Source organism: Micromonospora sp. CPCC 205539 (assembly GCF_036906815.1).
Lineage (GTDB): Bacteria > Actinomycetota > Actinomycetes > Mycobacteriales > Micromonosporaceae > Micromonospora.
The window spans coordinates 55,848-80,349 of sequence record NZ_JBAKHW010000020.1 but is presented as its reverse complement, the minus strand read 5'-3'; the positions used below and the strand labels follow the sequence as shown (position 1 = coordinate 80,349).

Here is a 24,502-nt window from a genome sequence, read left to right as displayed (position 1 = left end):
TCCCTTTCTCGCGGCGGGTGCGGCGCACATGCGGCGGCCGCGACGTGGATGCGGTGGCCGTGCCTAGCCGATGGAACCGCCCAGCAGGTCGCTGGCCTCGTCGACGGCGTACTCGCCCTCGGGCAGCGCGTCGATGCGGGCGAGCAGGTCCGGCGGAAGCTCGGCGGCCACCGCCTGGCGGTAGATCTCCGCCTGGGTGACCCGTTCCTGGGCCCGGAAGATGTCGTCGAGCAGGTCGTCGAGGCGCCGGGTGTCCGGCTCGCCGGCCACGGATGCGTCGTCGGTCACGCTGATCAGCTACCCGGGCCGGAATCGGGCAAACGTCGCGCAGCGCGGGCTGGCGCTCCCATGATCGTCACGAGATCGCTGACGTCGGGGTGTCGCCGACGGCGGGACACCGCGACACCCCCGACACCGTGTCGGTCTGGGGTCGGCGGCGGCGTCGGGCCGGGACACAGACAGCGCCGCCCCCGGCCGTTGGGCCGGGGGCGGCGCTGGTGTCGGTGTGCAGGTCGCCTCTCGGCGAGTGGCACGACGCGGCTCCAGCCGAACGGTATTCCGCGAGGGCAATTTAGGTGAGGCCCGGGGACACTGGACACACCGACACCCTTGTCAACGGGCCGACCCCCGTCGGTGTTCCGGCCACTGCGGTGGCCGCCGTCACACCCGTTCGGCGGCTCTCAGGCCGGGGTCGGCAGGGTGGCCCGGCGGGCCCGGACGGCCAGAGCCAGGCGGTCGAGCACCTCGGCGGTGTCGTCCCAACCGAGGCAGGCGTCGGTGACCGAGCGGCCGTACTCCAGCTCCCGGGTCGGGTCGAGCTCCTGCCGCCCGGCCTGGAGGAACGACTCCAGCATCACACCGGTGATCCCGCGCTGGCCGGCGGCGAGCTGGGCGGCCACGTCCGCGGCGACCAGCGGCTGATTGCGGTGGTCCTTGCCGCTGTTGGCGTGGCTGGCGTCGATCACCAGCCGCTCCGGGAGCCCGGCCGCGCGGAGCAGGTCGAGCGCGCCGGCCACCGACTCGGCGTCGTAGTTGGGCCGACCGCCCCCGCCGCGCAGCACCAGGTGCCCGTCGGTGTTGCCCCGAGTGTGCATGACCGCCGGGGTGCCGGAGAAGTCGATGCCGGGGAAGACGTGCGGCACCCCGGCGGCGCGGATCGCGTCCACGGCGGTGCCGATGCTGCCGTCCGGGCGGTTCTTCATGCCGATCGGCATGGACAGGCCCGAGGCGAGCTGCCGGTGCACCTGGCTCTCCACGGTGCGGGCTCCGATCGCGCCCCAGGCCACGGTGTCCGCGATGTACTGCGGGGTGATCGGGTCGAGGAACTCGCAGCCCACCGGCAGGCCCAGGCGGAGCACGTCGAGCAGGAGCGCACGGGCCAGCCGGAGGCCGGTGTTGACGTCCCCGCTGCCGTCCAGCCCCGGGTCCATGATCAGGCCCTTCCAGCCCACCGTCGACCGCGGCTTCTCGAAGTAGACCCGCATGACGATCAACAGGTCGTCGGCGACCCGGTCGGCGGCGACCCGCAGCCGCTGGGCGTACTCGAGGGCGGCGGCCGGGTCGTGCACCGAGCAGGGGCCAACCACCACCAGCAGGCGGTCGTCGGCGCGATCCAGCACCCGGCCGACCGCGCGTCGGCCGGTCAGCACGGCCGAGGCGAGCGGGGCGTCCAGGGGCAGTTCGTGGTGCAACAGTGCGGGGGTGGTCAGCGGCACGACACGGTCGATCCGCTGATCGCTGACCCGATCGGTCTCCGGGGTCGTCACGGTGGGCATCCTTCCGCCGACCGTGCCCAGGGCCGGTGCCCGGGACGAGCCGGCTGCTCGTACGCAAAAGGGCAGGAACGACAGCTCCTGCCCGGCCGGCTCGGTTCGCGGTGACGTCAGATCATGGTGAGGTCACCGGCTTGCGAGCCGGCTGCCTAAACCATCGATACGTTCGGGTCACGGGCCCAGCGTACCCGACCCGCACGCCGACGCTCACCGGGTCGCGGCAAGAGGTGTGGCGAACGCCGCGTGCCGTGCCCGGCCCCGGGGTAACAGGGGTGCCATGACTGACGAGCAGAGCGAACACGACCGGGTGGAGTCCCGCGCACACCTCCTGCCCGAGGAGGTGGCGGTCGGCAGCGACGACCCGGAGGCGCAGGCGGAGGCCATCCTCACCGAGTCCGACATCCGCGAGGCCGACCAGAACGCGGCTCCGGACACGGTGCTCGAGCACCGTACGTCCGATCAGACGGTGGTCGCGGTCGAGCCGCCGGACTGACCGGTCGCCCCACGCGCCCGACGCGACCCCCGGTAGGTCTGGTCCCGCAGCCAGGCCAGCACGCCGGCCACCCGCAGATCCGGTGGCAGGTTGCCCAGCGGATCGAAGGCGAGCGCGGCGTCGTCCCGGGCGCTGAGCTGGGCGCCGAGGCTGACCTCGCCGAACGGCCGCCACGGCCCCACGGCGGAGGCGACCGCGAGCACCAGGCGCGGCGCGTCCGTCCGGGTCGCGGCGGCCACCGCGGCCAGGCTGCGGCCGAGGTCGACCGCGTCCGGGTCGGCCAGCGCGGCCAGCCAGAGCCGGCGGTGGCGTGTGCGGTAACACATGATCGTGCTGTACGTCCCGCTGAAGCGGCGCCGGGGCAGCGGCAGATGCCGCAGCCCCGGCGCCGCACCGCTGGAACTGACCAGCAGGTCGAACGGTCGGCCGGTGTCGGTGTCGGTGTGCACGCGCACCGCCAGGCCGAGCACGTCGGGCCAGCCACCGGGCGTGGGCACCCCCTTGGACAGCCGGACGGTGGCCGGGTACCGGCCGGGGCTGTCCAGCAGGGCGACGCCGGTGGGGGGTCCGGGCGTACCCCAGATCTGCACCTCGCCCGTGAACGAGCGACCGGCCGGATGCACCAGCCGGCCGCGGCGCAGCCGGGTGAGCGCGGCGGCGGCGCGTACGACGGCGGTGGCGGCGCGGCCGGCGGTGCGGGACGCGGGCGGGTTGGCGGTCGGCGCGGGCATGCCCCCTCCGTACCCCGACTGGCCGGCTCGATGCCGGCGAGGCCGGCTCGCCGAGGGGCCACACGTCACCTTTCCGCCTCCGAGATCGGATAGCGTCGTGCCATGCCCGACAGCGGTTACCCCTGGCCCATCGAGACGACCCGACTGGACAACGGCCTGCGTGTGGTGGTGAGCGAGGACCGCACCGCGCCGGCGGTGGCCGTCAACCTCTGGTACGACGTCGGCTCCCGACACGAGCCGACGGGGCAGACCGGCTTCGCCCACCTCTTCGAGCACCTGATGTTCGAGGGCTCGGTGAACGTCGCGAAGACCGAGCACATGAAGCTGATCCAGGGCTCGGGTGGCTCGCTCAACGCGACCACGAACCCGGACCGGACCAACTACTTCGAGACGGTCCCGGCCGAGCACCTGGAGTTGGCGCTCTGGCTCGAGGCCGACCGGATGGGCGGCCTGGTCCCCGCGCTCACCCAGGACACCCTGGACAACCAGCGTGACGTGGTGAAGAACGAGCGCCGGCAGCGCTACGAGAACGTCCCGTACGGCGACGCCTGGCTGCGGCTGCTGCCGCTGCTCTATCCGCCGGGGCACCCCTACCACCACTCGACGATCGGCTCGATGGCCGACCTGAACGCCGCCGACCTGGCCACCTTCCAGGCGTTCCACGAGACGTACTACGCGCCGAACAACGCGGTGCTCACCGTGGTCGGCGACACCGTCGCCGCCGACGTGTTCGCGCTGGCCGACAAGTACTTCGGCGCGCTGTCCGCCCGCGACGACATCCCGCCGGCTCCGGACGGCCGGAAGGTCCCGGCGACCGGTCGGCCGGCCGTCGAGTCGGTGACCGCCGAGGTGCCGGCCCCCCGGGTGTACGTCGCGCACCGCACGCACCCGTTCGGCAGCCCGGGGTACGACGTCATCACCGTGCTCGCCACCGTGCTCGGCAGCGGCCGGGGCAGCCGCCTCTACCAGCGGCTCGCCGACGGTGAGCGGATCGCCCAACCCGACCTGGTCGGGGCGTACGGCGTGGACCTCGCGCACGCACCGGCACCGCTGATCGCCACCGCCACCGCCCGCCCCGGTGTGAGCGCCGAGCGGCTGGCCGAGGGGCTGACCGAGGTCATCGACGAGCTGGTCACCGTGCCCGTCACCACCGCCGAGCTGGACCGGGCCAAGGCGATGCTCAGCACCGCCTGGTGGCGGCAGTTGTCCACCGTGGATGGCCGAGCGGACCTCCTCGGGCGGTACGCCACGCAGTTCGGCGACCCGGCCCGCGTAGCCGACCAACTGCCGGGCCTGCTCGCGGTGACCGCCGAGCAGATCGCCGAGGCCGCCGCCGAGGTGCTCGGTGCCGACGACCGGGTGACCCTGACCTACCTGCCCGAGGAGACCGCATGACGCTGATCGCCGACCGTCCCGGCCCGGGGGCCGCCCGCCCGTACCGGTTCCCGCCGGTGGTGCACCGTACCGTGGCCGGTGGTCAGGTGGTCGCCGCGCACCTGCCCGGGCAGAACCTCGCCGTGGCGCTGCTGCTGCTCGACGTGGGCGCGGGCCGCGAGCCGATCGGCAAGGAGGGCCTGTCCGGGGTGCTGGCCAAGGCACTCGAGGAGGGCACCGCCCAGCGGGACGCCGCCGCGTACGCGCTCGCCGTCGAGGGGCTCGGCACCGCGTTGGTGACCGGGCTGGACTGGGACTCGTTCCAGGCCAGCGTGGTGATCCCGGTCGACCGGCTGAGCGCCGCCGTGGAGCTGCTCGCCGAGGCCGTCCGGACGCCCAAGCTGGATGCCGCCGACGTGCGCCGGGTCCGTGACGACGAGGCCACCGCGCTCCGGATGGACTGGGCGAACCCGGGCCCACGCGCCGACGCGGCGCTGCGTGCCGACCTGTTCGGCGCGGAGAACCGCTGGGGGCGCCCGATGTACGGCGACCCGGAGTCGGTTGCCGGCCTGGACGTGGAGGACGTCACCGTCTTCCACTCGGAGTGGTTCCTGCGGCCCGGCACCCTGATCGTCGCCGGTGACCTGGACCGGATCGACCTGGACGCCTTGGCCGCGTCGGCGTTCGCCGGCACCGGCGGCGGTCCGGCCGACCGGGGCGGCCCGATCGCGGTGCCGGTCCGCGCCGAGCGGCGGATCATCCTGGTGGACCGGCCCGGCTCGGTGCAGTCCACGTTGCGCCTGGGCCACCCGTCGCCGCACCGGGCGCACCCGGACCACGTGCCGATGACGCTCGCCGGCACGGTGCTCGGTGGGGCGTTCACCTCCCGGTTGAACCATTTGATCCGCGAGGTCCGCGGCTACACGTACGGCATCCGCGGCGACTTCGCCTCGTCCCGGCGGTTCGGCCGGTTCGCGGTCAGCTCCGGCGTGCAGACCGGGGTGACCGCGCCGGCCCTCGTCGAGGCGGTGGGCGAGATCACCCGTACCCAGGCCACCGGGGTGACCGAGGAGGAGCTGGCGGTGGCCCGTTCCTGGCGGGCCGGGCAGCTCTCGGTCGAGCTGCAGAGCCCTCGGGCGATCGCCTCGGCGCTGACCACGCTGGTGGTGCACGATCTGCCGGACGACTACCACGCCCGGCTACGCGAGGAGCTGCTCGCCGCGGACGTGTCCCAGGTCTCGGCGGCGGCAGCCACCCACCTGCACCCGGACGCGCTGACCCTGGTCATCGAGGGCGACGCGGCCGTGATCCGCGACGACCTGGAGGCAACCAACCTGGGCGAGGTAGTAACCACCCCCTGACCACCAAATCCGCCGACGCCGGTCCCCACGCCCACGCCCGCGCCCGCGCCCGCGCCCGCCGCGCCCGCGCCCGCGCCGACGCCCGCGCCGATCTAGGGCATATCGCCGTGACTCGAGATCAACTCACTGTGATGTGCCCTAGATCGGCGTGCCGGGGGTGGGAAGAGTTCCCGGTTGTGGGGGTGGGCTGGGTAGCCTCGCGGGCATGAGGATCGGGATTGTGGGCGCCACCGGTCAGGTTGGTGGCGTGATGCGGCAGGTGCTGGCGGAACGGCAGTTCCCGGCGGAGCAGGTGCGGTTGTTCGCCTCGGCGCGGTCCGCCGGGCGTACTCTGCCGTGGCGGGACGGCGAAGTGACCGTCGAGGACGCCGCCACCGCGGACTACTCCGGGCTGGACATCGCGCTCTTCTCGGCGGGTAAGGGCACTGCCCGGGAGTTGGCTCCCCGGGTCGCCGCCGCCGGCGCCGTGGTGATCGACAACTCGTCGGCGTTCCGGATGGACCCGCAGGTGCCGCTGGTCGTGGCCGAGGTCAACCCGCACGCCGCCGCCGATCGTCCCAAGGGCATCATCGCCAACCCCAACTGCACCACGATGGCCGCGATGCCGGTGCTGCGCCCGCTGCACGCCGAGGCCGGTCTGATCGGTCTGGTCGTCTCGACCTACCAGGCGGTCTCCGGCGCCGGGCTGGCCGGCGTCGCCGAGCTCGACGAGCAGGTCCGCAAGGTCGTCGAACATGCCGCCGGGCTCGCGTTCGACGGGTCGGCCGTGGAGTTCCCCGCGCCGCGCTCGTTCGCCCAGCCGATCGCCTTCAACGTGCTCCCACTGGCCGGCTCGATCGTCGACGACGGCTCGTTCGAGACCGACGAGGAGCAGAAGCTGCGCAACGAGAGCCGCAAGATCCTGGAGATCCCCGACCTGAGGGTCTCCGGCACCTGCGTGCGGGTGCCCGTCTTCACCGGCCACTCGTTGCAGATCAACGCCCGGTTCGCCCGGCCGATCACCCCGCAGCGGGCCCGGGAGCTGCTCGCCGGCGCGCCCGGCGTGGCGCTGACCGACGTGCCGACGCCGTTGCAGGCGGCCGGGCAGGACCCGTCGTACGTGGGTCGGATCCGGGCCGACGAGACCGTCGAGCACGGGCTCGCGCTGTTCTGCTCCAACGACAACCTGCGCAAGGGCGCCGCGCTCAACGCGGTGCAGATCGCCGAGCTGGTCGCCGCCGAGCAGCGCTGACCGTCGCCGTCACTCCGAGGCCCCTGCCGGTAGCCGGCGGGGGCCTCGGCCTGCTCGGGCTCGGGCCGCTCGCTCGGCGCTGGCGCCGGGCTGCCGTGCTTGGATGGGGAGAGCCGCGACCCCTGCCAGCTTGGAGGAACCCGTGCCGGATGACCACACCCAGCAGGCGTTGACCGATCTGATCGCCGACCGCTCGATGGGCGTACTGGCGACGACCAAGCGGGACGGGCGGCCGCAACTGTCCACCGTGATCTACGCCTTCGACCGGGAACCGGGCCTGATCCGGATCTCGGTCACCGACGGTCGGGCCAAGACCGCCAACCTGCGCCGGGACCCGCGGGCCAGCTTCCACGTGGGCAGCGCGGACGGCTGGGCGTACGCGGTGGCCGAGGCACGCGCCGAGCTGACCGCGCCCTCCACGGAGCCTGACGACGCGACCGTCGAGGAGCTGGTGGGGCTCTACCGGGCGCTGCGCGGTGAGCACCCGGACTGGGCCGACTACCGCCGAGCCATGGTCGCCGAGGGGCGTCTGGTGCTGCGCCTGCACGTGGAGCGGATCTACGGCATGCCACCGCGCGGCTGAGTAGCGGCTCGGTCGCGGCCGACCGTCGTCGGTCAGCCCGGGTCGACCACGCTCACCCCCGGCCAGTGTTGGCGGGTGTGCCGCCCGGCCGGCGGGTATACCGGCCTCGGTGCGGGCACCGCCATCGCGGGGATCCCGGGGGAGGGGTGGAATGGTCGCCGACCAGGGCAGCGACGACGCCGGGTCCGCGGTCGCCCCGACCCTGCGCTCGGAGACCTCCCGGCTCTTCTCGTTCAGCGACGGGGTCTTCGCCATCATCATCACGCTGCTGGTGCTCGACCTTCAGCCGCCCGAGGTGCCCCGCGGCGAGTTGCTGCACGCGCTGGTCGAGCGCTGGCCGGTCTACCTGGCCTACGTCACGTCGTACCTGTTCGTGGCGGTGAGTTGGTTGAACCACCGCTCCGCCTTCCACCGGGTGGGCAGCAGCGGAAAGGGTCTGCAGTGGTGGAATCTGAGCGTGCTGTTCAGCACGGCGCTGGTGCCGTTCGCCACCTCGGTCGTCTCGAGCAGCGTGCAGCAGGGCGACCGGGCGGATGAGCGGGCCGCCGTGGCCCTCTACGGCCTGGTCGGCGTGTTGCTCACGGCGAGCTGGCTCGGTCTGTACCACCACCTCGCCCGGCATCCTGATCTGCTGAACGCGGCGGTGCCGCGCGGGTTCTTCCCGGCGGAACGGACGCGGGCCGTGGTCGGCATCCTGGGGTACGCGCTGGCAGCCCTGGTCGGGTTCCTCGCCAGCCCGCCGATCGCGCTGGTGATCTTCCTGCTCCTGCCGATCTTCTACGCCTTGACCAGCAGCGGCCTGTACGAGCTGCGACGCCTGCGGCGGGCTCACGGCTAGCCGCCGGGCCGCCCGCAATACCTCGCCGGGCCGCCCGCGTTACCCGGCCTGGGCGTCGGGTAGACGAGTCGTGCCGACACCGAGAGGGGAGCACCATGACAACGGTCGGAGAGTTCATGACGACCCGGTTGGTGACGATGGACGGCAACGACACGCTTATCGCGGCCGCGCAGGAGATGCGGGACAGCGCGATTGGTGACGTGGTGGTGACCGACGGCGACAGTGTGGTCGGCATCGTCACGGACCGGGACATCGCGGTCCGCGGTGTTGCGGAGAACATGGACCCGGGGTCGACCCGGCTGAACCAGATCACCACCCGCGACGTGATCACCGTGAGCCAGTACGACGACGCGGTGGCCGCCGCGGACCTGATGCGCACCTACGCCGTACGCCGGCTGCCGGTGATCGACGACGGGCGCCTGGTCGGCCTGGTGTCGATGGGTGACCTCGCGGTCGAGCGTGAACCGCAGTCGGTGCTGGCGGACATCAGCGCCGACGATCCGAACAACTGACCGTCCGCCGCGGGCGTGCCGGCTCTCCCGGACGGGAGGGCCGGCACCGCGCCGTGGTCAGGTCGATTCGATGTGGACCTGCACGTCGGTCGCGGCCCGGGCGACGGCCACCGTCGCGCCCTCGGCCTCGACCTCCCGCACGACCCGGGCCGGCAGCGCCCAAAACGGGCTGACGGTCAGCTCCAGCCGACGCTTCCCGCCCTGCCGCGCCCGCCAGGTGCCGGCAACCTCGCCGTCCACCAGCAGTGCGCCGGGATTACCGATCATCCGCCACAGCTGTTGCTGGTGCTCCCGCGCGGGCACCAGCAGGTCGCGGTCTCGACCGGCGAGGAACGGGTCACCCGGCGGCAGCAGCCGCACCAGCCGGGGCGAGGGTGCGCCGGTCAGGGCGTCGAGGGCGTCGGCCGGCAGCCAGGCCGCTCGGCCATCGACCCGCACCTCGGCCAGCCCCGCCGGCCACACCTGGCGCAGCTCCTTCGCGCTGGTGCCGAGGAAGCCGGCGGCGTCGGCGGGGGTGGCCGGGCCGAGCAGCCGCAGATAGGTCGACACCAGCTCGGCCGTGTGCGCCGCGGTGGCGGGCGGACCGGGCCACTCGGGCAGCGGGGCGAGCTGGGCGGCTCGGCCGGACACCACCAGACGCACCCCGCCGGCGAGCCCGGCCTGCTGGAACACCGACCCGGAGATGTGCCGCGACGCGCAGGCCCGGCAGTCGTAGGACAGCTCGGCGGGCACCCGGTCGGAGACCGCGCGGCTCACCACGCCGCGCGCCAACTCGGCGGTCACCACCGCCCGGAACGCCTCGGCCGTGGCGCGGAAGGCGGCCAGCCCGAGCCGGGCGCCGGCGCCGATCTGCCCGGGGATCCGCCGGGTGGCGTCCGTGTCGCTGAGCGGCCAGAGCGCTGCCGCCAGGGTCGGCAACTCGGCGCGTCGGTGCAGGTGCGGCGCGCCCCGCATCGACCAGACCAGCTCCAGCCGGTCGTCCGACTCGGTCGCGCCCCGCGCCGCCAGAGCCTGCCGGGCAGCCCCGTACGGCGTGTCCTGCACGCCGATCCTCAGCACTGCCAGATCGCCTGGAAGACGGGTGTCGACGCGGTCGAGCTGCTGCACCGCCACGCGATAGGCGAGCACCTGCCGCCGGTCGACCTCTGGTGTCTGCCCCGCCATGTGCCGCTCCGTTCCGGACGTCCCGTCGCCGCCACCCCGGTGCTCGCACGCTACCGGTCCGGCCCGACATCGCCCGGCGGCTCACCCGATCCGGGCGAGGTTGGCCGGAACATCGGCGGGGACCCCGTGCGAGGACGTTCAAGAGCCGACCGGAGCGCGTCGGGGGATCCCTGGGCCCGGCGAACCGGGGGAGGAGTGGACCCGATGGTGGACGCGACCACGAGGTTCTTCGAGGACCTGGACCGGCGGGGGTACGAGCCCCTGCTGGCGAAGACCTCCGGGACATTGCGCATCGACCTGCAGGAGGGTGCGCAGACCCGGCACTGGCTGCTGCGCATCGACCACGGTCGGCTGAACGTGAGTCAGGAGGACCAGGAGGCCGACACGGTCATCGGGACCAGCCCGGCGCTCTTCGAGGACATCGCCACGGGCCGGGAGCACGGCCTCGCCGCCCTGCTGCGGGGGGACATGACGGTGCTGGGTGACGCCCGGCTCGTGGTGCAGCTGGAGCGCATCTTCCCGGGTTCCCCGGACGCGCAGGGACCGCGCCGGCGCTTCGCGGGGGAGGTGCACTGATGGGCCAGAGCAACACGGTCCGGATCCTCGACGGCAACACGTTCGTCGTCTCCGAGGACACCGGTGACATCGAGGCGACGCCGACCGAGCCGACCGGGCTGTTCTCCCTCGACACCCGGTTCCTGTCCACCTGGGTGCTGACCGTCAACGGCGAGCGGCTCAACTCGCTCTCCTTCGACGACCTCCAGTACTTCGAGTCGCGCTTCTTCCTGGTGCCCGGGATGGCGACGCACTACATCGACGCGAAGCTGTCGATCATCCGGGAACGCGCCGTCGGGGGGAGTTTCCGGGAGCAGCTCACCATCCTCAACCACGACGAGAACCCGGTCGATCTGGAGATCCGGATGGACGCGGCGTCGGACTTCGCCGACCTGTTCCAGGTCAAGGACGAGATCCTGAACAAGAAGGGCGAGCTGTTCACCGAGGTCGAGGCGGACCGGCTGCGGTTGGGTTACCGCCGGGGCAACTTTCGGCGGGAGACGCTCATCTCCTCGTCCATGGCGGCCCGTTACGACAACAAGGGGTTCGCGTACACGATCCACCTGGAGCCCAACGAGCAGTGGCACACCGAGATCAACGTCGAGACGCATGCCGTCGGACCCGGTGGCCGGGATCTGCGGTTGGGGCTGCGGGTGCACGGCACCGAGCGGCTCGCCCTCCAGAGCGATCTGGAGAAGTGGATCGCGGACGCCCCCAAGGTCAACAGCGAGCACGGCCGAGTCGCCAGCACGTACCGGCGCAGCCTCATCGACCTCGCCGCGCTGCGCTTCTCGCCGCTGTCACTCGGCGGCGCCACTCTGCCGGCCGCCGGCCTGCCCTGGTTCATGACCATGTTCGGCCGGGACAGCATCCTCACCTGCCTGCAGACGCTGCCGTTCACCCCGCAGCTTTCCAAGACCACGCTGCGCATCCTGGCCTCCCTGCAGGGCAGCCGGTTCGACGACTTCCGGGACGAGGATCCGGGGCGGATCCTGCACGAGATGCGCTACGGCGAGACCGCCGCGTTCGAGGAGCAGCCACACTCGCCGTACTACGGCTCGGTGGACGCGACGCCGCTGTTCGTCGTCCTGCTCGACGAGTACGAACGCTGGACCGGGGACGTCGCGCTGGTCCGCGAGTTGGAGCAGGAGTCCCGGGCGGCCCTGAGGTGGATCGACAGCTACGCGGACCTGGTCGGCAGCGGCTACATCTGGTACGAGCGGCGCAACACCGACACCGGCCTGGAGAACCAGTGCTGGAAGGACTCCTGGGACTCGATCTCCTACTCCGACGGCACCCTGCCGCCGTTTCCTCGGGCCACCTGCGAGGTGCAGGGGTACGCGTACGACGCGAAGATCCGTGCGGCCCGGCTGGCCCGGGAGTTCTGGGGTGACCCGGAGTTCGCCGACCGGTTGGAGCGGGAGGCCGCGGAGCTGAAGAAGCGGTTCAACCGGGACTGGTGGGTGGCCGACGGCGAGTACTACGCGCTCGCCCTGGACCCGGACGGCCGCCAGTGCGACATCCTCAGCTCGAACATCGGCCACCTGCTGTGGAGCGGGATCGTCGAACCCGAACGGGCAGAGAAGATCGCGCAGCATCTGGTGGGGCCGCGGCTGTTCTCCGGCTGGGGAGTGCGGACCCTCGCCGAGGGTGAGGTCCGGTACAACCCGATCGGCTACCACAACGGCACGATCTGGCCGTTCGACAACTCCTTCATCGCCTGGGGCCTGCGGCGGTACGGCTTCGCCGAGGAGGCCGCCACCATCGCGAGCGGCATCCTCGACGCCGCCACCTACTTCGACGGCCGGTTGCCGGAGGCGTTCGGCGGCTACCCACGGGAGCTGACGAAGTTTCCCGTGGAGTATCCGACCGCGTGCAGCCCGCAGGCCTGGTCGACCGGTACGCCGTTGCTGCTGCTGCGCACCATGCTCGGGCTCGAGCCGCACGAGGGGCACCTCGCCGTCGAACCACGGCTGCCGGTGGGGATGGGCCGAATCGAGGTTCTGGACATTCCGGGCCGCTGGGGTCGGGTGGACGCCTTCGCCCGGGGCCGGCTCGACCTCGACAACCTGTCCGACTGACCGGGCCGGCGAACCGGTCGACGGCGCGCAGCCATCGACCGGTTCGCCACCCAGGCGATCTCCAGCCGGGCACGGTAGATTCTGCGGATGCCGGAGCTCGTGTACCCGCCCGTGATCGCCACCGCCAAGACGATGTTCCGGGTCCTCGACCTGAAAATCACCATCGAGGGCGCTCACCACGTACCCCGCACCGGCGGGGCCGTGCTGGCCAGCAACCACGTCAGCTACCTCGATTTCATCTTCTGCGGGCTGGGCGCGCACGAGTCGAAGCGGCTGGTCCGGTTCATGGCCAAGCAGTCGGTCTTCGCACACCGGATCTCCGGCCCGCTCATGCGCGGTATGCGGCACATCCCCGTGGATCGGCAGGCCGGTGCGGCCTCGTTCCGCGCGGCCGTGGACGCGCTGAAGCGTGGCGAGGTGGTGGGCGTCTTCCCCGAGGCGACGATCAGCCAGTCGTTCACCGTCAAGGAGCTCAAGAGCGGCACCGTGCGGATGGCCCGCTCGGCGAAGGTGCCGGTGCTGCCGGTCGCCGTCTGGGGCACCCAGCGGCTCTGGACGAAGGGGCGCCCCCGCACCCTCACCCGCCGGCACACGCCGATCAGCATCCTGATCGGCGAGCCGATCAGCCCGGCCGACTTCCCGGACCCGAACGTGCTGGCTGCCGAGCTGACCACCCGGCTCAGCGCGCTCGTCGACCGGGCCCAGCGGGAGTACCCGGACTCGCCGGCCGGCCCCGAGGACACCTGGTGGCAGCCGGCGCACCTGGGCGGCACCGCCCCGACGCCGGAGCAGGCCGCTGCCCTGGAAGCCGCCGCGGAGGAGGAGCGCGCTCCGACCGCGTGAGTGGCCGGATCGTTCCGCATCCAGGCGTGATGGTGTCTGCCGTCGAGGCCGCCAGGCAGCCAGGATCGAATCCATGAGCAGAGCAGCACTCGTCGTGATCGACGCCCAAGAGTCCTTCCGTCAGCGCCCGATCTGGGCGTACGGTTCCAACCCCGACCTGGTCCGGCAGGTCGACCGGCTGGTCGCCGCCGCCCGACAGCGCGGCGATCTGGTGGTCTGGGTCCTGCACGCCGAGCCCGACACCGGCACCCTCTTCGACCCGGCGCTCGGGCACGTGCGCCTGCTCGACGGGCTGGTGCCGGTCGAGGGCGAGCCGACTCTGGTCAAGACCGCGCACAACGCGTTCACCACCACCAACCTCCAGCAGATCCTCACCCTGGCCGGCGTGCTCGACCTCACCGTGTGCGGCATTCGCACCGAGCAGTGCGTCGAGACCACCACCCGGGTCGGCGCCGACCTCGGGTACCGGATGACCTTCGTGAGCGACGCCACGCTCACGTTCCCCATCCCGCACTGGGACCTGCCGGCGACCGCCACGGTCGAGGAGATCCTCGCCGACCCGCGCACCCTGTCCAACGAAGCGATCGTCAGCCGCACCGAGTACGCGTTGGCCGGCCGCTTCGCGACCATCAGCACGGTGGACGAGCTGACCGGCGCGACCCTCGCCGGCGCCCGGGGCTGAGCCGGTGACCCGGGTCGTCTTCCTGCTCGTCCCGCAGGTGCACCTGCTGGATCTCGCCGGGCCGGCCCAGGTCTTCTCCAGCGCCGCCGACCTCGGCTACGACTATCAGCTGCACTACGTCGCCGAGCGGGAGCAGGTGCCCACCGTGCAGGGCGTACCGCTGGTCGCCGACACCCGGTGGCCCGCGTTGACCCCGGCCGACCTGGTGCTGGTGCCCGGTTGGCGGCCGTCGGCGCACGGGCCGGAGGGGCCGGTCTCGCCCACGGACCTGCGGCGGCTGGCCGATCACCACGCGGCCGGGGGCACCGTGGCGAGCGTCTGCGCCGGCGCGTACGCCCTCGGTCGGGCCGGGCTGCTCGACGGCCGGCGCTGCACCACCCACCACGAGGTGCAGGACGACCTGGCCCGCCGGCACCCGGCGGCCCGGGTGACCCGCGACGTCCTGTACGTGGTCGACGACCGGGTGGTCACCTCGGCCGGCATCGCCAGCGGCATCGACGTGGCGCTGCACCTGGTGGCCACCCGGCACGGCCCGGCGGTCGCCGCTCAGATCGCCCGCACGCTGGTCGTCTATGCCCGGCGCAACGGGCACGAGCAGCAGGCCAGCGCGATGATGCGGCACCGCTCGCACCTGTCCGAGGCGGTGCACCGGGTGCAGGATCTCATCGACAGCCGGTACGCCGACTCACTGCCGCTGGCCGAGTTGGCCGCGGCCGGCGGCGTGGCGGAGCGGACACTGACCCGGCTGTTCCGCGCGATGACCGGGCTCACCCCGCTCGGCTACCAGCAGCTGCTCCGGGTGGAACGCGCCGAGCACCTCATCGGGCACGGCGCGACCGTGGAGGCCGCCGGGCGGACGGTCGGTTTCACCGACGCCCGGATGCTGCGCCGCCTGCGAGCCCGGGCCACGGGGTCGGCTCCGGCCCCGCGCGGTAGTAGTCGTCCCGGGACCGGAACTCCACCGGAAGCGAGCCGGGCAGCGTGATCCGGGCGTCCCCGGCGAGCAACCCGGGGCCGGCCCGCAGCAGCAGCACGTCGCGCTCCTGAGCCGAGAGGTCGACCAACTGTGGGCGGGTGAGCCGGAACGTGGCCACCGCGCGGCGGACCTGTCGGGCCAGCGCGGCGACCTCCGCCGCCTGCCCACCGATGGCCAGCGCCGGCTGCTGAATGGTGCGCAGCGCGTCACAGACGATCAGCAGTTGCGCCGGATCGCCGGGGTCGACCGTCGGCAGCTCCAGCCGGGACGGCCACTGCCAGCGGATCTGGCCGCTCATCAGGCCGGCCAGCCGACCCGCCGGCCGGTGTCGCGCCTGGCCGTCGCCGACCAGCGACAGGTGCGAGCCGGTGCCCACCCAGCAGATCCGCTGGTCGGTGACGGTCACCGACACCAGGCCGGGCAGCCGCCAGCCGCGCTGGGCCTCCGTCGGCCCGAGCAGGTAGCCCGCGACCAGCAGTTGGTGTCGGCCGAGCACCCGTTCGCCGACCACCGGGCGCAGAGTGTGGCGGCGGTCCAGGGTCGGCCCCTCATCGTCGTCGTGCGTGTCGAACCGGTGTGGACCGATGAAGAAGGGGGACGTGTCGCCGTACATCGTCACGACCTTCCGGTCAGCTGGCTGTGCCGTCGAGCCTCGCCGATCACCGGGGTGCTGTCATGACGCCCGTTAGGGGGTCGGCCGGTCGTGCGCCGCCTGTGACCGGTAGATGCCGATCTCCTCCGGCCGGACGAGGCCATCCTCGATCGCCCGGGCGAGCAACGCCGCCTTCGTGGCGGCTGGCCGCCCCGCTCGGGTGTACTTGATCCGCGCACGGTCGACGTACTGCTTCACTGTGTGCTCGCTGATCTGCATCCGACGGGCCACCGACGCCTTGGACATCGACTGAAACCAGAGCAGCAGCGCCTCGCGCTCCTTGTCCGACAACATCGGACGGTCCGGACGCGGGTCACCGACCATCGCGCCGGCCAGCGCCGGCGGCACGTACGGGCGGTCGCTCGCCGCGGCCAGCACGGTCGCCACGCAGTGCTCCCGGCCCTCGTGCTTGGCCAGGAACGCCACCGCGCCAGCGTCCAGCGCGGCGAGCATCGTCTCCGCGTCGGTGTGCTCCGAGTAGACCACCACCCGCCGCCCGGCGGCGCTCAGCTCGGCCAGCTTGTCCAGCGCCATGTGGCCGTGCAGCCGCAGGTCGAGCAGGACCACGTCGGCGTCCGGTGCCGCCCGCAGCACCTCGTCCGGATCATCGCCGGTGGCCAGTACGGTCAGCCGGGGCTCGGTGGACAGCCAAGCACGGACCCCGTCGACGACGACCGGGTGGTCGTCGACGATCGCCACTCCGATCGGCTGGTCGCCGGTCATCGCAGCCACCGGGTCTGCGCCCATCTGATGTCCCCGTCCCGCTCGTAGAGGTGCTGTACCGGCCCGTCGTCGTACGTCCCTGGTGGTGGGCCGGTCGCCTCCGGCCCCTCCCGGTCCGGAGTGACGAGACTGACCACCACCTCGTCCGGGCCGGAGACCACGGTCAACCGGGCCCAGCCTCGGGCGTCGGCGAGGATGGCGGTGAGCGGGTCGGCCAGCCGGCGGCGGATCTCCACCGGCAGCGGCGGCGGGTTGCCGACGGTCACCAGGTCGATCGGCAGACCGTTGCGTTCGGCCAGGTCAGCGGCGGCCCGTAGCTCGTGCAGCAGCGGGTCGGGCACGTCGTCGGATTCGGCGATCAGGCGGCGTAGCCGGGCCGCGGCCAGCACGCAGAGGCGCTGCACCTCCGGGTCGCCCGGATCGGCCCGCCCGGCTGCCAGCTCCCCGAGCACCCGGCCGGCCGCCGCGCTGACCAGGGTCAGCCGTTCGCGTCGGTCCTGAAGGCCCCGCTCGGCGGCGGCCCGCTCGGCGGCCATGGTGTGCGCGGCGGCGGCGACGGCAGCGCGCTCCCGGGCCAGACCGACGATCGCCGTGCTGCCCACGAAGACCGCCACCGGCAGGGTGAAGGTGCCGTAGACGTACATCACGTAGCGGGCCAGGTCGGCCGGATCGTGGCCGTGCCAGAGCACGGCGGCCTGAGCGATCAGCGCGTGCGTGGCCAGCAGCGCGACCAGTCCGCCCACCCGTCGGCCCCAGAGCGCCAGCACGAAGAACCAGCCGAGCGTGCCCCACACCCAGTTGGCGGCGGTGAACAACTGCTGCTCGCCGACCGCCGCGAAGACCGCCGCGTCGACGGCGAGCAGCAGCCCGGCGAGTGGCCACGGCGGCAGGGGAGTGCCGCGCAGCAGCCGTACCCCGGCCACCGCGCCGGCCACCGCGACCAGCGCCCAGCCGCCGAGCACCACCACCGGCGCGGCGAACTCCGCCCGCGCGGCCAGCACCGCCGGCAGCCCGATGGCGGTGTGCCAGGCCAGCGCGATGGCGACGGCGACGATCCGGGCGCCCCGGTCGGAGGCGTGTGCCACGGCGGCCGGCGGGGCGAGCGCCACCGTGCTCGGGCCTCGGGGCGCCGGCACCCCGGCCAGGCCCGCCATCGCTCTCCGGACCGGCCCCGCCGGTGTCGCGGTGCGGTCCGTCGGGGCGCCGAGGTCAGCCGACACCGGGCCACTCCAACCGGATCAGGGTGCCCGCGCCGGGTGCCGAGCGCACCTCGGCCCGCCCGCCGACCGCCGACATCCGGCCGCGGACCGACTCGCGTAGCCCGTACCGATGGGTCGGGACGGTGGCCGGGTCGAAGCCAGGGCCGTCGTCGGCCACCTCGACCACGACGGCGATCGCGTCACGGGTCAGCCGCAGCGTGGCCTGCGCGCCCGGCGCGTGACGGACCACGTTGGACAATGCCGCGTAGGCGCTCTCGGTGATCGCGTCGGCCACCCCGGCGGGCACCGCGCACGACGCCAGCTCAAGGTGCACCCGCAGCTCGGGCAGTCGGTCGGGCACCGCCCGCAGCCGCCCGTCGAGCGGCACCGGGCCGTCGCCGGGCGCCGGGCCGGCGTCGGTCAACGCGATGAGGGTACGCAGGTCAGCCGCGCACCGCTCGCGCATCGAGACCGAGGGCCCGGGCACCGCGCCGAGCCCCACCATGGTCAGGGTGCCGAGCACCGTGTCGTGCAGGTCGCGGTTCTGCCGGCGCTCGGCCTCCCGGGCGGTCCGGGCGACCAACGCCTCCCGGGTCAGCCGGTGGTGCTCGGCGAACGCCTGGTCCGCCCGCCCGATCCGACGACGCATCACCGCGGTCATCATGGCCGTACAGGCCGTCTGCACCAGCAGGGTCGCCGCGTGGGCCTGGGCTTCGGCGGGATTGCCGGCCGCCTGCGCCCCCACGACGTAGGCGGCGATGACCAGGAGCCCGGCCGGGACCGACCAGCGCGCCGGGGCGGTGGCCTGCGTATTGATCACCGTGGTGCTGGCCAGCACCGCGATCCAACTGCCCTCGCCGGGCAGCACCTCGGGCGCGACCAGGAGGGGGATGAGCAGGCAGGCCGCCGTGGTGACCGCGACGTCACCGATGACCAGGGCCGGCGTGATCCCGTGGCGCAGCGCGCGGGCGGCGTACCAGAGCGACCAACCGGTCAGCGCGGCCACGCCGGGCAGCAGCAGCGCCGGCTCGACCGGCGGGGTACGCACCCACAGCGCGACCACCGCGCCGACCAGCCCGCAGGTCAGCCGCAGCAGCGCCGGCATCGTGGTGAAGATGAGGCTGAACGCGCCACCGGCCGGATTGTCCAGCGCTGGTGGCGGCGCGGTCGGGGTGGCAACGGCCGGCATCGGGAGGTGTCCTTCCGACAACGACCCGGAACCGGGCCCGCACGGCGGAGATCGACATCGGAGAATAGCACGGCCGATCGTCGGCGATTACCAACCGTGCGCGGGGTGTCGCTACCGCGTCATGGTGTGCTGCAGGGCTCGAGCAGGTCCCACCGGTTGCCGTAGAGGTCGGCGAAGACCGCGACCGACCCGTACGCCTCGTGTCGAGGCTCCTCCAGGAACCGCACCCCGGCCGCGGCCATCCGGGCGTGGTCCCGGGCGAAGTCCTCGGTGTAGAGGAACAGCCCGACCCGACCGCCGGTCTGGTCGCCGACGCGGGCCTGCTGCTCGGGGTTGCTCGGCCGTGCCAGCAGCAGAGCGGTCTCCCGGGCACCCGGCGGGCGCACCACGACCCAGCGTGAGCCGTCCGGTCGGGCGGTGTCCTCGACCAACTCGAAGCCGAGGCCGCCGACGTAGAAGTCGATCGCCTCGTCGTACTCCCGTACCAGCAGCGCGACCAGTCCCAGATGTGCCATTCGGTCATTCTGCCGGCGGTTGCCGGGGCGTCGGCCGGCGGCGTCGTTCCTGGTCGGCCGCGTCACGCTGGGCGAGGTCAGGCAAAGCCGATTGGGGTGGACTGGATGCGCCAACTCAGGTGGCGGCCACCCTGGCCCGGCTCGTTCCAGTAGTCGATCACGGCGTACTGCCGGCCCGTCCCGGGCATGCTGAAGGTCTCCTGTTTCTCGGCTCCCGTCCCCGACCGCACGTGCACCACGTGTCGACCCGATGGAACCTGGAGGGGAAACAGGATCCAGTTGTGCTGGCCCCGCACCTCGAAGGGTTGAGCGATGACCTCGGTGCCGTCGATGCTGACGGTCAACACGATCGGGTCATCGTCGAACGACTGGTTGCTCACCCAGAGGTGCAGATCAGCCAGTTGCTCGTCGACGATCTGGATGGCGGGTGGCGCGGTCTTCGGGGGCGGGGTCGGGGGTGGGGTAGGGGTAGGGGTAGGGGTCCGCGCCGGTCCGGCGCACCCCGCCGCAGCCAGCAGCGTCGCCACGGCGAAGACGGCGGTACGCATCGCACTGCTTCGGGCCATCCCACTGCGACGTCCTCCGGCCAGCAATGGTTCCCCGCGCCAGCGAACCGGGCCCGCCCTAGTTGATCGGCAGCACCTTCGAGCCGCCGCCGGCGATGGACCGCTTGATCTTGTCGCCGCTCGAGTAGAAGTAGCAGCGCACGCCGCGGTCACCGCGTTCCCACAGCTGGCGGGAAGGGAAGACGTAGGTGCTGCCGGTGCGGTAGCGCAGGTTGGCATCGACCGGCACCTTGGCGTAGCGGGCGATCACCGTGCGGCACTTGGCGTGGATCGCGTCCTCGTCCCGAGTGGCGTCCTCGAAGGAGCGGTCGGGAGCGTTCCAGATGCCGGCGTACTCGTACTGGTGGACGGCGGTGCAGGCGGCCGCCCGCAGGAATTCCCACTTGTCCCTGGTCATGCAGCCATGTAGCAGCGGTGAGCCGTTCTTTGCCGCGCCGCGCAGCGTGCCGGTCCGCTCCATCGCCCGATCGCCCCTGTTGTTGACGCCGTCTTCCTCGTTCAGTTCGAAGATGTCGCACCGGTACCACCGGCCGCCACCGTTCCAACCATGCGGCGAGGCGGGCGTGACCTGCAGGGACAGCCGGGCGTTCCGCCAGTCGCCACCGACGAACTGCTTCGCCTGTTTGTCGCAGTCGGCGAAGGCGCCGCGCATCGCCGTCGACCCGCTGGCCGGCGGGGAGGTCCGCGCCGCGTTGGTGCCGGTGAAGGTGCCGATGTGGAATGTCTCCACCAGGTGGATCTTCGCGCAGTCCACCGGCGCATAGCTGGTGAGGTATCCGGAATCCTCGGGAACGACGTGGCACTCGCCGGCCTTGGGCGTGAACTGCTGCGCCTGGGCCATCGGCTGCCAGTCGTCGGCGACGTCGCCGTCCGTGCCGGCCGGCGTGCCGCAGCCGGCCAACGCGACCACGATGAACGCAGCGGTGACCGCTGCCCAGGTCTGGCGTCGCATGTGGTTCTCCCGTTGCCCCCGAAACAAACGCGGGCAGCATATGGCACAGGGTTGACGGGCGCGCATCGGATTCGGTGTCGAAGGTATATCGCTCAACGGCTAGCGCGTCCCTGGTGCCGGCTGTCGGGGGTGCGCAGTACGGTCCCTGCCATGGCAGCCAGGTTTAGTCTGACCTTCGACTCCGTGGACGCGCCGGTGCTTGGCGCGTTCTGGAAGACGGCACTGGGCTACGTCGACGAGCTACCGCCGGCACCCTCCGCGACGCGCGCCGAGGGGCTCGCCCAGTTCGACCTACCGGAGGACGACCTGCCGGAGCACGGCGTGTGGCTGTGCGATCCGGACGGCGTCGGCCCGCACCTGTCCATCCTCAACGTGCCCGAGCCCAAGACGGCCAAGAACCGGCTGCACATCGACGTCCGGGTGCCGGGGCACGGCAGCCCCGACGAGCGTTGGGCGCGGATCCGGGCAGAGTCCGATCGGCTGGTGCGGGCGGGCGCAAGCATCGTGGACGAGGTCGACGGCCAGCACGTGGTCATGGCCGACCCGGAAGGCAACGAGTTCTGCGTGGCCGCGACCTCAGCCTGAGGGGGCGCGCCAGAGGCGATGGCGCCCCACCCAGCCGTGCGGCAGCGCGTGCTTCAGCAGGCGGCGAGCAGTGTGCGGAGCAGCCCGGCCAGTTGCGTGCGTTGCGCGGCCGGTAGCTGGTTCAGTGCCGCCGCCTGCTCGGCGAGCCCGGCGGTGACCGCCTCGTCCACGACCTGTCGCCCCTTGGCGGTCAACTGGGCGCGGAGCGCACGCCGGTCCGTCGGATCGGGGATGCGCTGCACCAACTCGGCCCGCTCCAGCTTGTCCAGCCGACCGGTCATGCCACCGGTGGTGAGCATCAGGGTCGCCGACAACTGGCTCGGCGACAGCGTGTACGGCTCGCCGGCCCGGCGCAGGGTGGCGAGCACGTCGAACTCGCCGCGCCCGATGCCGAACGGCGCGTACGCGCGCTCGACACGGTCGCCCATCAGCCGGGCGATCCGGTAGATCCGACCGAAGACCTCCATCGGGAGGGCCTCGAGGTCGGGCCGCTCGACCGCCCACTGTCCGACGATCACGTCGACCCCGTCGCCGGTCCCCGTTGCTCTCTCCTGCCGCATGACTCGATTGTGGCACATCTCATGCTGCCCTCAGATACTCGACACTAAGCTTCTTAGCGGTAAGCTATCGCCAAGCTAAACGGAAGGCGGCACGATGACCAGACGGAACCCCGGCGAGCGGGCCCTCATCACCGGCATGACGATCGACGCGCTGGGCTCGGGGATGTACGTCCCGTTCTCGCTCGTCTTCTTCCAGCGGGTCACCGGCCTACCGCTCACCGCCATCGGCGCGGTACTGACCATCGCCGGCCTCGTCGGCATGACGTTGCTGCCGTTGGCCGGTGCCGCCGTCGACCGGTTCGGCGCCCGCCGGATGCAGTTGGTCGGCTACACCGTGCGCGGGCTGGGCTTTGCCGCGTACCCCCTCGCGGGCAGCCTGCCGGCGTTCGCGGCCGTCGCCTTGTTCACCGCCGCCGGCGACCGGGCCTTCCCGGCGATCCAGCAGGCAACCATCGGTGACATCGCCGAGGGCGCGGACCGGGACCGGCTCAACGCCCTGTCCCGCAGCCTGCGCAACGCGGGTCTCGGCGCCGGCGGCCTGATCGCCGGACTGATCATCGGGCTGGCCGGCGACACGGGATTCACCGTCACCGCCTGGCTCAACGCGGCGAGCTTCCTGATCGCGGCGATGTTCGCCCGTCGAGTTCCGCGTCGGACGCCGACAGCCCGGACGCGCGCCCAGATCGGCTACCGCGAGGTGCTCTCCGACCGGCCCTTCCTCGGCCTGACCGGGGCGAACTTCCTGATCGCGCTCGGCTACTCGGCGCTGTCGCTGCTCCTGCCGGCGTACGCGATCACCGTTCTGCACGCCCCGGCGGCCACCGTCGGCGCGCTGTTCGCGGTCAACACCGCGCTCTGCGCGCTCGCTGGCGTACCCGTGACCCGGCTCGCTGTTCGGATGGGCCGGCGGACCCGCGTGGCCGCCACCGGCGCGGCCGTGTTCGCACTGGCGTTCCTCGGCTTCATCCTGCTGGGCACCGCCCGCCCCGGCGGCACCGCGGTGCTGCTGGTCGTGCTGGTCGGCACCACGGTCCTCTACACCGTCGGCGAACTGCTCCACAGCCCGGCCGCGAGCACCCTGGCGATCGCCGCCGCGCCCGACGACGCCCGAGGTCGATACCTGGCCGCCTACCAGCTGTCCTGGTCACTGGCGGCCACCGTCGCGCCCTCACTGTTCACCGCGCTGCTGGCGGTCGACGGCCGACTGCCCTGGCTCTTCCTCACCGGAACCGTGCTGGCCGGCGCCGCGCTGCTCATCCATCTTGAACGGCGACTGCCGGCGGCGGCGCTCCACAGCGCCGACACCCGCACCGTCAGCCGGAACCGACCCGACGACTCGGCTGCACCGTGCCGCACCGAGCCGTGCCACAACCGACCGGCCAAGGTCCTCGCGACCGCCGCCGCCTGACAAGGGGAGACTGCGATGAACCCGATGCTGGTCAGCACCGCCATCACACCGATCGTCTGGGGCACGACCTACGCCGTGACCACCGAGTTCCTCCCGGATGACCGGCCGCTGCTGGCTGCCGCGCTACGGGCCCTGCCGGCTGGTCTCGTCCTGCTCGCGGTGACCCGCCTCCTGCCCCGGGGATCGTGGTGGTGGCGGGCGGCTGTGCTCGGCACGCTCAACATCGGAGTGTTCTTCGCGATGCTCTTCTTCGCGGCCTACCGGCTGCCCGGTGGCGTCGCTGCCGTACTCGGCGCCGCCGGCCCGTTGCTCACGATCGGCCTCTCGGCCGCTCTGCTGCGGATCCGCCCCACGATGATCGCGATCGGTGCTGGACTGCTCGGAATGCTCGGCGTCTCCTTCGTGGTCCTGCGGCCGGAGGCGCACCTCGACCTGCTGGGCATCCTGGCCGGCCTGCTCGGCACCGCCTCGATGGCCACCGGCACGGTGCTGACGAAGCGATGGGGACGCCCGGCCGGGGTCGGCGCACTGCCGTTCACCGCATGGCAACTCACCGCCGGTGGTCTGCTGCTCGCCCCGGTGGCGCTCGCCGTGGAGGGACTGCCGGCGACCCTGACCAGCACCAACCTCCTGGGGTACGGATACCTGGCGACCGTTGGCACGGCGCTGGCGTACTGGCTGTGGTTCCGCGGGATCGCCGCCCTGCCGGCGACCTCGGTGGCGTTCCTCGCCCTGCTCAGCCCGGTCACCGCAGCAGTCCTCGGTTGGCTGGCGCTCAGTCAGACGCTGCGCCCGGTGCAGGTACTGGGCCTGATCGTCGCGCTGGCCGGCACTCTGCTCGGGCAGCTACCCGCCGGTGCCGCCGTCAATCGACGGATGAGATCGCGGCGCATGTCGGCCGACCCGTCGAGCCAGGTCGGGTCGGCTGGCCGGCAGGTCAAGCCTGCCTTGTGAAGG

The 24,502-nt window shown here is 72.6% G+C and carries 27 protein-coding genes; 15 read left to right on the top strand and 12 right to left on the bottom strand.

The annotated features are described in order from the left end of the window. Positions 1-63 precede the first annotated feature (63 nt). Complete coding sequence (locus V6V47_RS19175; RefSeq protein ID WP_334629642.1) at positions 64-288, bottom strand: hypothetical protein; 225 nt, start codon at positions 286-288, stop codon at positions 64-66. A 392-nt stretch (positions 289-680) separates the two neighbouring features. Beyond that, positions 681-1,775, bottom strand: a complete 1,095-nt coding sequence (locus tag V6V47_RS19170; RefSeq protein WP_334629641.1) for a 3-deoxy-7-phosphoheptulonate synthase — start codon at positions 1,773-1,775, stop codon at positions 681-683. A gap of 274 nt (positions 1,776-2,049) precedes the next feature. On the opposite strand from V6V47_RS19170, the gene V6V47_RS19165 reads away from it, so the two are divergent. After that, positions 2,050-2,265, top strand: a complete 216-nt coding sequence (locus V6V47_RS19165; RefSeq protein WP_334629640.1) for a hypothetical protein — start codon at positions 2,050-2,052, stop codon at positions 2,263-2,265. Here the strand turns inward: V6V47_RS19165 and V6V47_RS19160 are convergent. Continuing rightward, positions 2,232-2,996: a phosphodiesterase gene (locus V6V47_RS19160; RefSeq protein WP_334629639.1), complete on the bottom strand. Its 765-nt coding sequence runs from the start codon at positions 2,994-2,996 to the stop codon at positions 2,232-2,234. The genes V6V47_RS19165 and V6V47_RS19160 overlap by 34 nt on opposite strands. 102 nt (positions 2,997-3,098) lie before the next feature. Between V6V47_RS19160 and V6V47_RS19155 the strand changes: the two genes are divergently transcribed. The 6 genes from V6V47_RS19155 to V6V47_RS19130 all read left to right on the top strand — a co-directional run bounded on the left by V6V47_RS19155 (position 3,099) and on the right by V6V47_RS19130 (position 8,895). Further along, positions 3,099-4,391, top strand: a complete 1,293-nt coding sequence (locus tag V6V47_RS19155) for a M16 family metallopeptidase (protein ID WP_334629638.1) — start codon at positions 3,099-3,101, stop codon at positions 4,389-4,391. Then, entirely contained in the window at positions 4,388-5,731 is a 1,344-nt protein-coding gene (locus tag V6V47_RS19150) for a M16 family metallopeptidase (protein ID WP_334629637.1), read from the top strand. The genes V6V47_RS19155 and V6V47_RS19150 overlap by 4 nt, the downstream gene beginning before the upstream one ends. A gap of 205 nt (positions 5,732-5,936) precedes the next feature. Continuing rightward, complete coding sequence (locus tag V6V47_RS19145; RefSeq protein WP_334629636.1) at positions 5,937-6,962, top strand: aspartate-semialdehyde dehydrogenase; 1,026 nt, start codon at positions 5,937-5,939, stop codon at positions 6,960-6,962. A gap of 142 nt (positions 6,963-7,104) precedes the next feature. Next, entirely contained in the window at positions 7,105-7,545 is a 441-nt protein-coding gene (locus tag V6V47_RS19140) for a PPOX class F420-dependent oxidoreductase (RefSeq protein WP_334629635.1), read from the top strand. Between the two features lie 151 nt (positions 7,546-7,696). Further along, positions 7,697-8,383 (top strand): TMEM175 family protein, encoded by a 687-nt coding sequence (locus tag V6V47_RS19135; protein ID WP_334629634.1) that lies wholly within the window; start codon positions 7,697-7,699, stop codon positions 8,381-8,383. Between the two features lie 95 nt (positions 8,384-8,478). After that, positions 8,479-8,895, top strand: a complete 417-nt coding sequence (locus V6V47_RS19130; RefSeq protein WP_334629633.1) for a CBS domain-containing protein — start codon at positions 8,479-8,481, stop codon at positions 8,893-8,895. A gap of 57 nt (positions 8,896-8,952) precedes the next feature. Here the strand turns inward: V6V47_RS19130 and V6V47_RS19125 are convergent, their stop codons facing one another. Continuing rightward, a complete protein-coding gene (locus V6V47_RS19125; protein WP_334629632.1) occupies positions 8,953-10,059 on the bottom strand; it encodes a DNA glycosylase AlkZ-like family protein in 1,107 nt (368 codons plus the stop codon). 204 nt (positions 10,060-10,263) lie between these two features. Here V6V47_RS19125 and V6V47_RS19120 point away from each other — a divergent pair, with 204 nt between their 5' ends. From V6V47_RS19120 to V6V47_RS19100, 5 genes are all read left to right on the top strand, one after another. Beyond that, on the top strand, positions 10,264-10,635 hold the full coding sequence (locus V6V47_RS19120; protein ID WP_334629631.1) for an SCP2 sterol-binding domain-containing protein: 372 nt from the start codon (positions 10,264-10,266) through the stop codon (positions 10,633-10,635). After that, on the top strand, positions 10,635-12,695 hold the full coding sequence (locus V6V47_RS19115; RefSeq protein WP_334629630.1) for an amylo-alpha-1,6-glucosidase: 2,061 nt from the start codon (positions 10,635-10,637) through the stop codon (positions 12,693-12,695). Before V6V47_RS19120 ends, V6V47_RS19115 begins: the two co-directional genes overlap by 1 nt. 87 nt (positions 12,696-12,782) lie before the next feature. Beyond that, positions 12,783-13,538, top strand: a complete 756-nt coding sequence (locus V6V47_RS19110; RefSeq protein WP_334629629.1) for a lysophospholipid acyltransferase family protein — start codon at positions 12,783-12,785, stop codon at positions 13,536-13,538. 73 nt (positions 13,539-13,611) lie between these two features. Next, complete coding sequence (locus V6V47_RS19105; RefSeq protein ID WP_334629627.1) at positions 13,612-14,220, top strand: isochorismatase family protein; 609 nt, start codon at positions 13,612-13,614, stop codon at positions 14,218-14,220. A gap of 4 nt (positions 14,221-14,224) precedes the next feature. Further along, positions 14,225-15,205, top strand: coding sequence for a GlxA family transcriptional regulator (locus V6V47_RS19100; protein ID WP_334629626.1), 981 nt, complete (start codon positions 14,225-14,227; stop codon positions 15,203-15,205). Here the strand turns inward: V6V47_RS19100 and V6V47_RS19095 are convergent. From V6V47_RS19095 to V6V47_RS19065, 7 genes are all read right to left on the bottom strand, one after another. Further along, complete coding sequence (locus V6V47_RS19095) at positions 15,087-15,809, bottom strand: hypothetical protein (RefSeq protein WP_334629625.1); 723 nt, start codon at positions 15,807-15,809, stop codon at positions 15,087-15,089. The two genes, V6V47_RS19100 and V6V47_RS19095, sit on opposite strands and share 119 nt — an antisense overlap. Before the next feature lie 72 nt (positions 15,810-15,881). Next, a complete protein-coding gene (locus tag V6V47_RS19090; RefSeq protein WP_334629624.1) occupies positions 15,882-16,595 on the bottom strand; it encodes a response regulator transcription factor in 714 nt (237 codons plus the stop codon). Beyond that, a complete protein-coding gene (locus V6V47_RS19085) occupies positions 16,568-17,725 on the bottom strand; it encodes a hypothetical protein (protein WP_442934263.1) in 1,158 nt (385 codons plus the stop codon). The genes V6V47_RS19090 and V6V47_RS19085 overlap by 28 nt, the downstream gene beginning before the upstream one ends. A 55-nt stretch (positions 17,726-17,780) precedes the next feature. Beyond that, entirely contained in the window at positions 17,781-18,959 is a 1,179-nt protein-coding gene (locus V6V47_RS19080; protein WP_334629622.1) for a sensor histidine kinase, read from the bottom strand. A 119-nt stretch (positions 18,960-19,078) separates the two neighbouring features. Continuing rightward, positions 19,079-19,474: a VOC family protein gene (locus tag V6V47_RS19075; RefSeq protein WP_334629621.1), complete on the bottom strand. Its 396-nt coding sequence runs from the start codon at positions 19,472-19,474 to the stop codon at positions 19,079-19,081. A gap of 77 nt (positions 19,475-19,551) precedes the next feature. Next, positions 19,552-20,040, bottom strand: a complete 489-nt coding sequence (locus tag V6V47_RS19070) for a hypothetical protein (RefSeq protein ID WP_334629620.1) — start codon at positions 20,038-20,040, stop codon at positions 19,552-19,554. 58 nt (positions 20,041-20,098) lie between these two features. Then, a complete protein-coding gene (locus V6V47_RS19065; RefSeq protein ID WP_334629619.1) occupies positions 20,099-20,992 on the bottom strand; it encodes a septum formation family protein in 894 nt (297 codons plus the stop codon). Between the two features lie 150 nt (positions 20,993-21,142). Here V6V47_RS19065 and V6V47_RS19060 point away from each other — a divergent pair, with 150 nt between their 5' ends. Continuing rightward, on the top strand, positions 21,143-21,577 hold the full coding sequence (locus tag V6V47_RS19060) for a VOC family protein (RefSeq protein WP_334629618.1): 435 nt from the start codon (positions 21,143-21,145) through the stop codon (positions 21,575-21,577). A gap of 53 nt (positions 21,578-21,630) precedes the next feature. On the opposite strand, the gene V6V47_RS19055 is transcribed toward V6V47_RS19060, so the two are convergent. Next, positions 21,631-22,137 (bottom strand): MarR family winged helix-turn-helix transcriptional regulator, encoded by a 507-nt coding sequence (locus tag V6V47_RS19055; protein WP_334629617.1) that lies wholly within the window; start codon positions 22,135-22,137, stop codon positions 21,631-21,633. A 94-nt stretch (positions 22,138-22,231) separates the two neighbouring features. Here V6V47_RS19055 and V6V47_RS19050 point away from each other — a divergent pair, with 94 nt between their 5' ends. Together V6V47_RS19050 and V6V47_RS19045 are read left to right on the top strand one after the other, a co-directional pair. Further along, positions 22,232-23,545: an MFS transporter gene (locus tag V6V47_RS19050; RefSeq protein WP_334629616.1), complete on the top strand. Its 1,314-nt coding sequence runs from the start codon at positions 22,232-22,234 to the stop codon at positions 23,543-23,545. A 15-nt stretch (positions 23,546-23,560) separates the two neighbouring features. Further along, on the top strand, positions 23,561-24,499 hold the full coding sequence (locus tag V6V47_RS19045; protein ID WP_334629615.1) for an EamA family transporter: 939 nt from the start codon (positions 23,561-23,563) through the stop codon (positions 24,497-24,499). The last annotated feature ends 3 nt before the right edge of the window (positions 24,500-24,502 follow it).

Excerpts from the sequence above, each read along its gene's own strand:
- V6V47_RS19170 (WP_334629641.1), bottom strand. The coding sequence starts at position 1,775 with ATGCCCACCGTGACGACCCCGGAGACCGATCGGGTCAGCGATCAGCGG.
- V6V47_RS19165 (WP_334629640.1), top strand. The coding sequence starts at position 2,050 with ATGACTGACGAGCAGAGCGAACACGACCGGGTGGAGTCCCGCGCACAC.
- V6V47_RS19160 (WP_334629639.1), bottom strand. The coding sequence starts at position 2,996 with ATGCCCGCGCCGACCGCCAACCCGCCCGCGTCCCGCACCGCCGGCCGC.
- V6V47_RS19155 (WP_334629638.1), top strand. The coding sequence starts at position 3,099 with ATGCCCGACAGCGGTTACCCCTGGCCCATCGAGACGACCCGACTGGAC.
- V6V47_RS19150 (WP_334629637.1), top strand. The coding sequence starts at position 4,388 with ATGACGCTGATCGCCGACCGTCCCGGCCCGGGGGCCGCCCGCCCGTAC.
- V6V47_RS19145 (WP_334629636.1), top strand. The coding sequence starts at position 5,937 with ATGAGGATCGGGATTGTGGGCGCCACCGGTCAGGTTGGTGGCGTGATG.
- V6V47_RS19135 (WP_334629634.1), top strand. The coding sequence starts at position 7,697 with ATGGTCGCCGACCAGGGCAGCGACGACGCCGGGTCCGCGGTCGCCCCG.
- V6V47_RS19130 (WP_334629633.1), top strand. The coding sequence starts at position 8,479 with ATGACAACGGTCGGAGAGTTCATGACGACCCGGTTGGTGACGATGGAC.
- V6V47_RS19125 (WP_334629632.1), bottom strand. The coding sequence starts at position 10,059 with ATGGCGGGGCAGACACCAGAGGTCGACCGGCGGCAGGTGCTCGCCTAT.
- V6V47_RS19120 (WP_334629631.1), top strand. The coding sequence starts at position 10,264 with ATGGTGGACGCGACCACGAGGTTCTTCGAGGACCTGGACCGGCGGGGG.
- V6V47_RS19115 (WP_334629630.1), top strand. The coding sequence starts at position 10,635 with ATGGGCCAGAGCAACACGGTCCGGATCCTCGACGGCAACACGTTCGTC.
- V6V47_RS19110 (WP_334629629.1), top strand. The coding sequence starts at position 12,783 with ATGCCGGAGCTCGTGTACCCGCCCGTGATCGCCACCGCCAAGACGATG.
- V6V47_RS19105 (WP_334629627.1), top strand. The coding sequence starts at position 13,612 with ATGAGCAGAGCAGCACTCGTCGTGATCGACGCCCAAGAGTCCTTCCGT.
- V6V47_RS19095 (WP_334629625.1), bottom strand. The coding sequence starts at position 15,809 with ATGTACGGCGACACGTCCCCCTTCTTCATCGGTCCACACCGGTTCGAC.
- V6V47_RS19090 (WP_334629624.1), bottom strand. The coding sequence starts at position 16,595 with ATGGGCGCAGACCCGGTGGCTGCGATGACCGGCGACCAGCCGATCGGA.
- V6V47_RS19085 (WP_442934263.1), bottom strand. The coding sequence starts at position 17,725 with ATGGCGGGCCTGGCCGGGGTGCCGGCGCCCCGAGGCCCGAGCACGGTG.
- V6V47_RS19080 (WP_334629622.1), bottom strand. The coding sequence starts at position 18,959 with ATGCCGGCCGTTGCCACCCCGACCGCGCCGCCACCAGCGCTGGACAAT.
- V6V47_RS19075 (WP_334629621.1), bottom strand. The coding sequence starts at position 19,474 with ATGGCACATCTGGGACTGGTCGCGCTGCTGGTACGGGAGTACGACGAG.
- V6V47_RS19070 (WP_334629620.1), bottom strand. The coding sequence starts at position 20,040 with ATGGCCCGAAGCAGTGCGATGCGTACCGCCGTCTTCGCCGTGGCGACG.
- V6V47_RS19065 (WP_334629619.1), bottom strand. The coding sequence starts at position 20,992 with ATGCGACGCCAGACCTGGGCAGCGGTCACCGCTGCGTTCATCGTGGTC.
- V6V47_RS19060 (WP_334629618.1), top strand. The coding sequence starts at position 21,143 with ATGGCAGCCAGGTTTAGTCTGACCTTCGACTCCGTGGACGCGCCGGTG.
- V6V47_RS19055 (WP_334629617.1), bottom strand. The coding sequence starts at position 22,137 with ATGCGGCAGGAGAGAGCAACGGGGACCGGCGACGGGGTCGACGTGATC.
- V6V47_RS19050 (WP_334629616.1), top strand. The coding sequence starts at position 22,232 with ATGACCAGACGGAACCCCGGCGAGCGGGCCCTCATCACCGGCATGACG.
- V6V47_RS19045 (WP_334629615.1), top strand. The coding sequence starts at position 23,561 with ATGAACCCGATGCTGGTCAGCACCGCCATCACACCGATCGTCTGGGGC.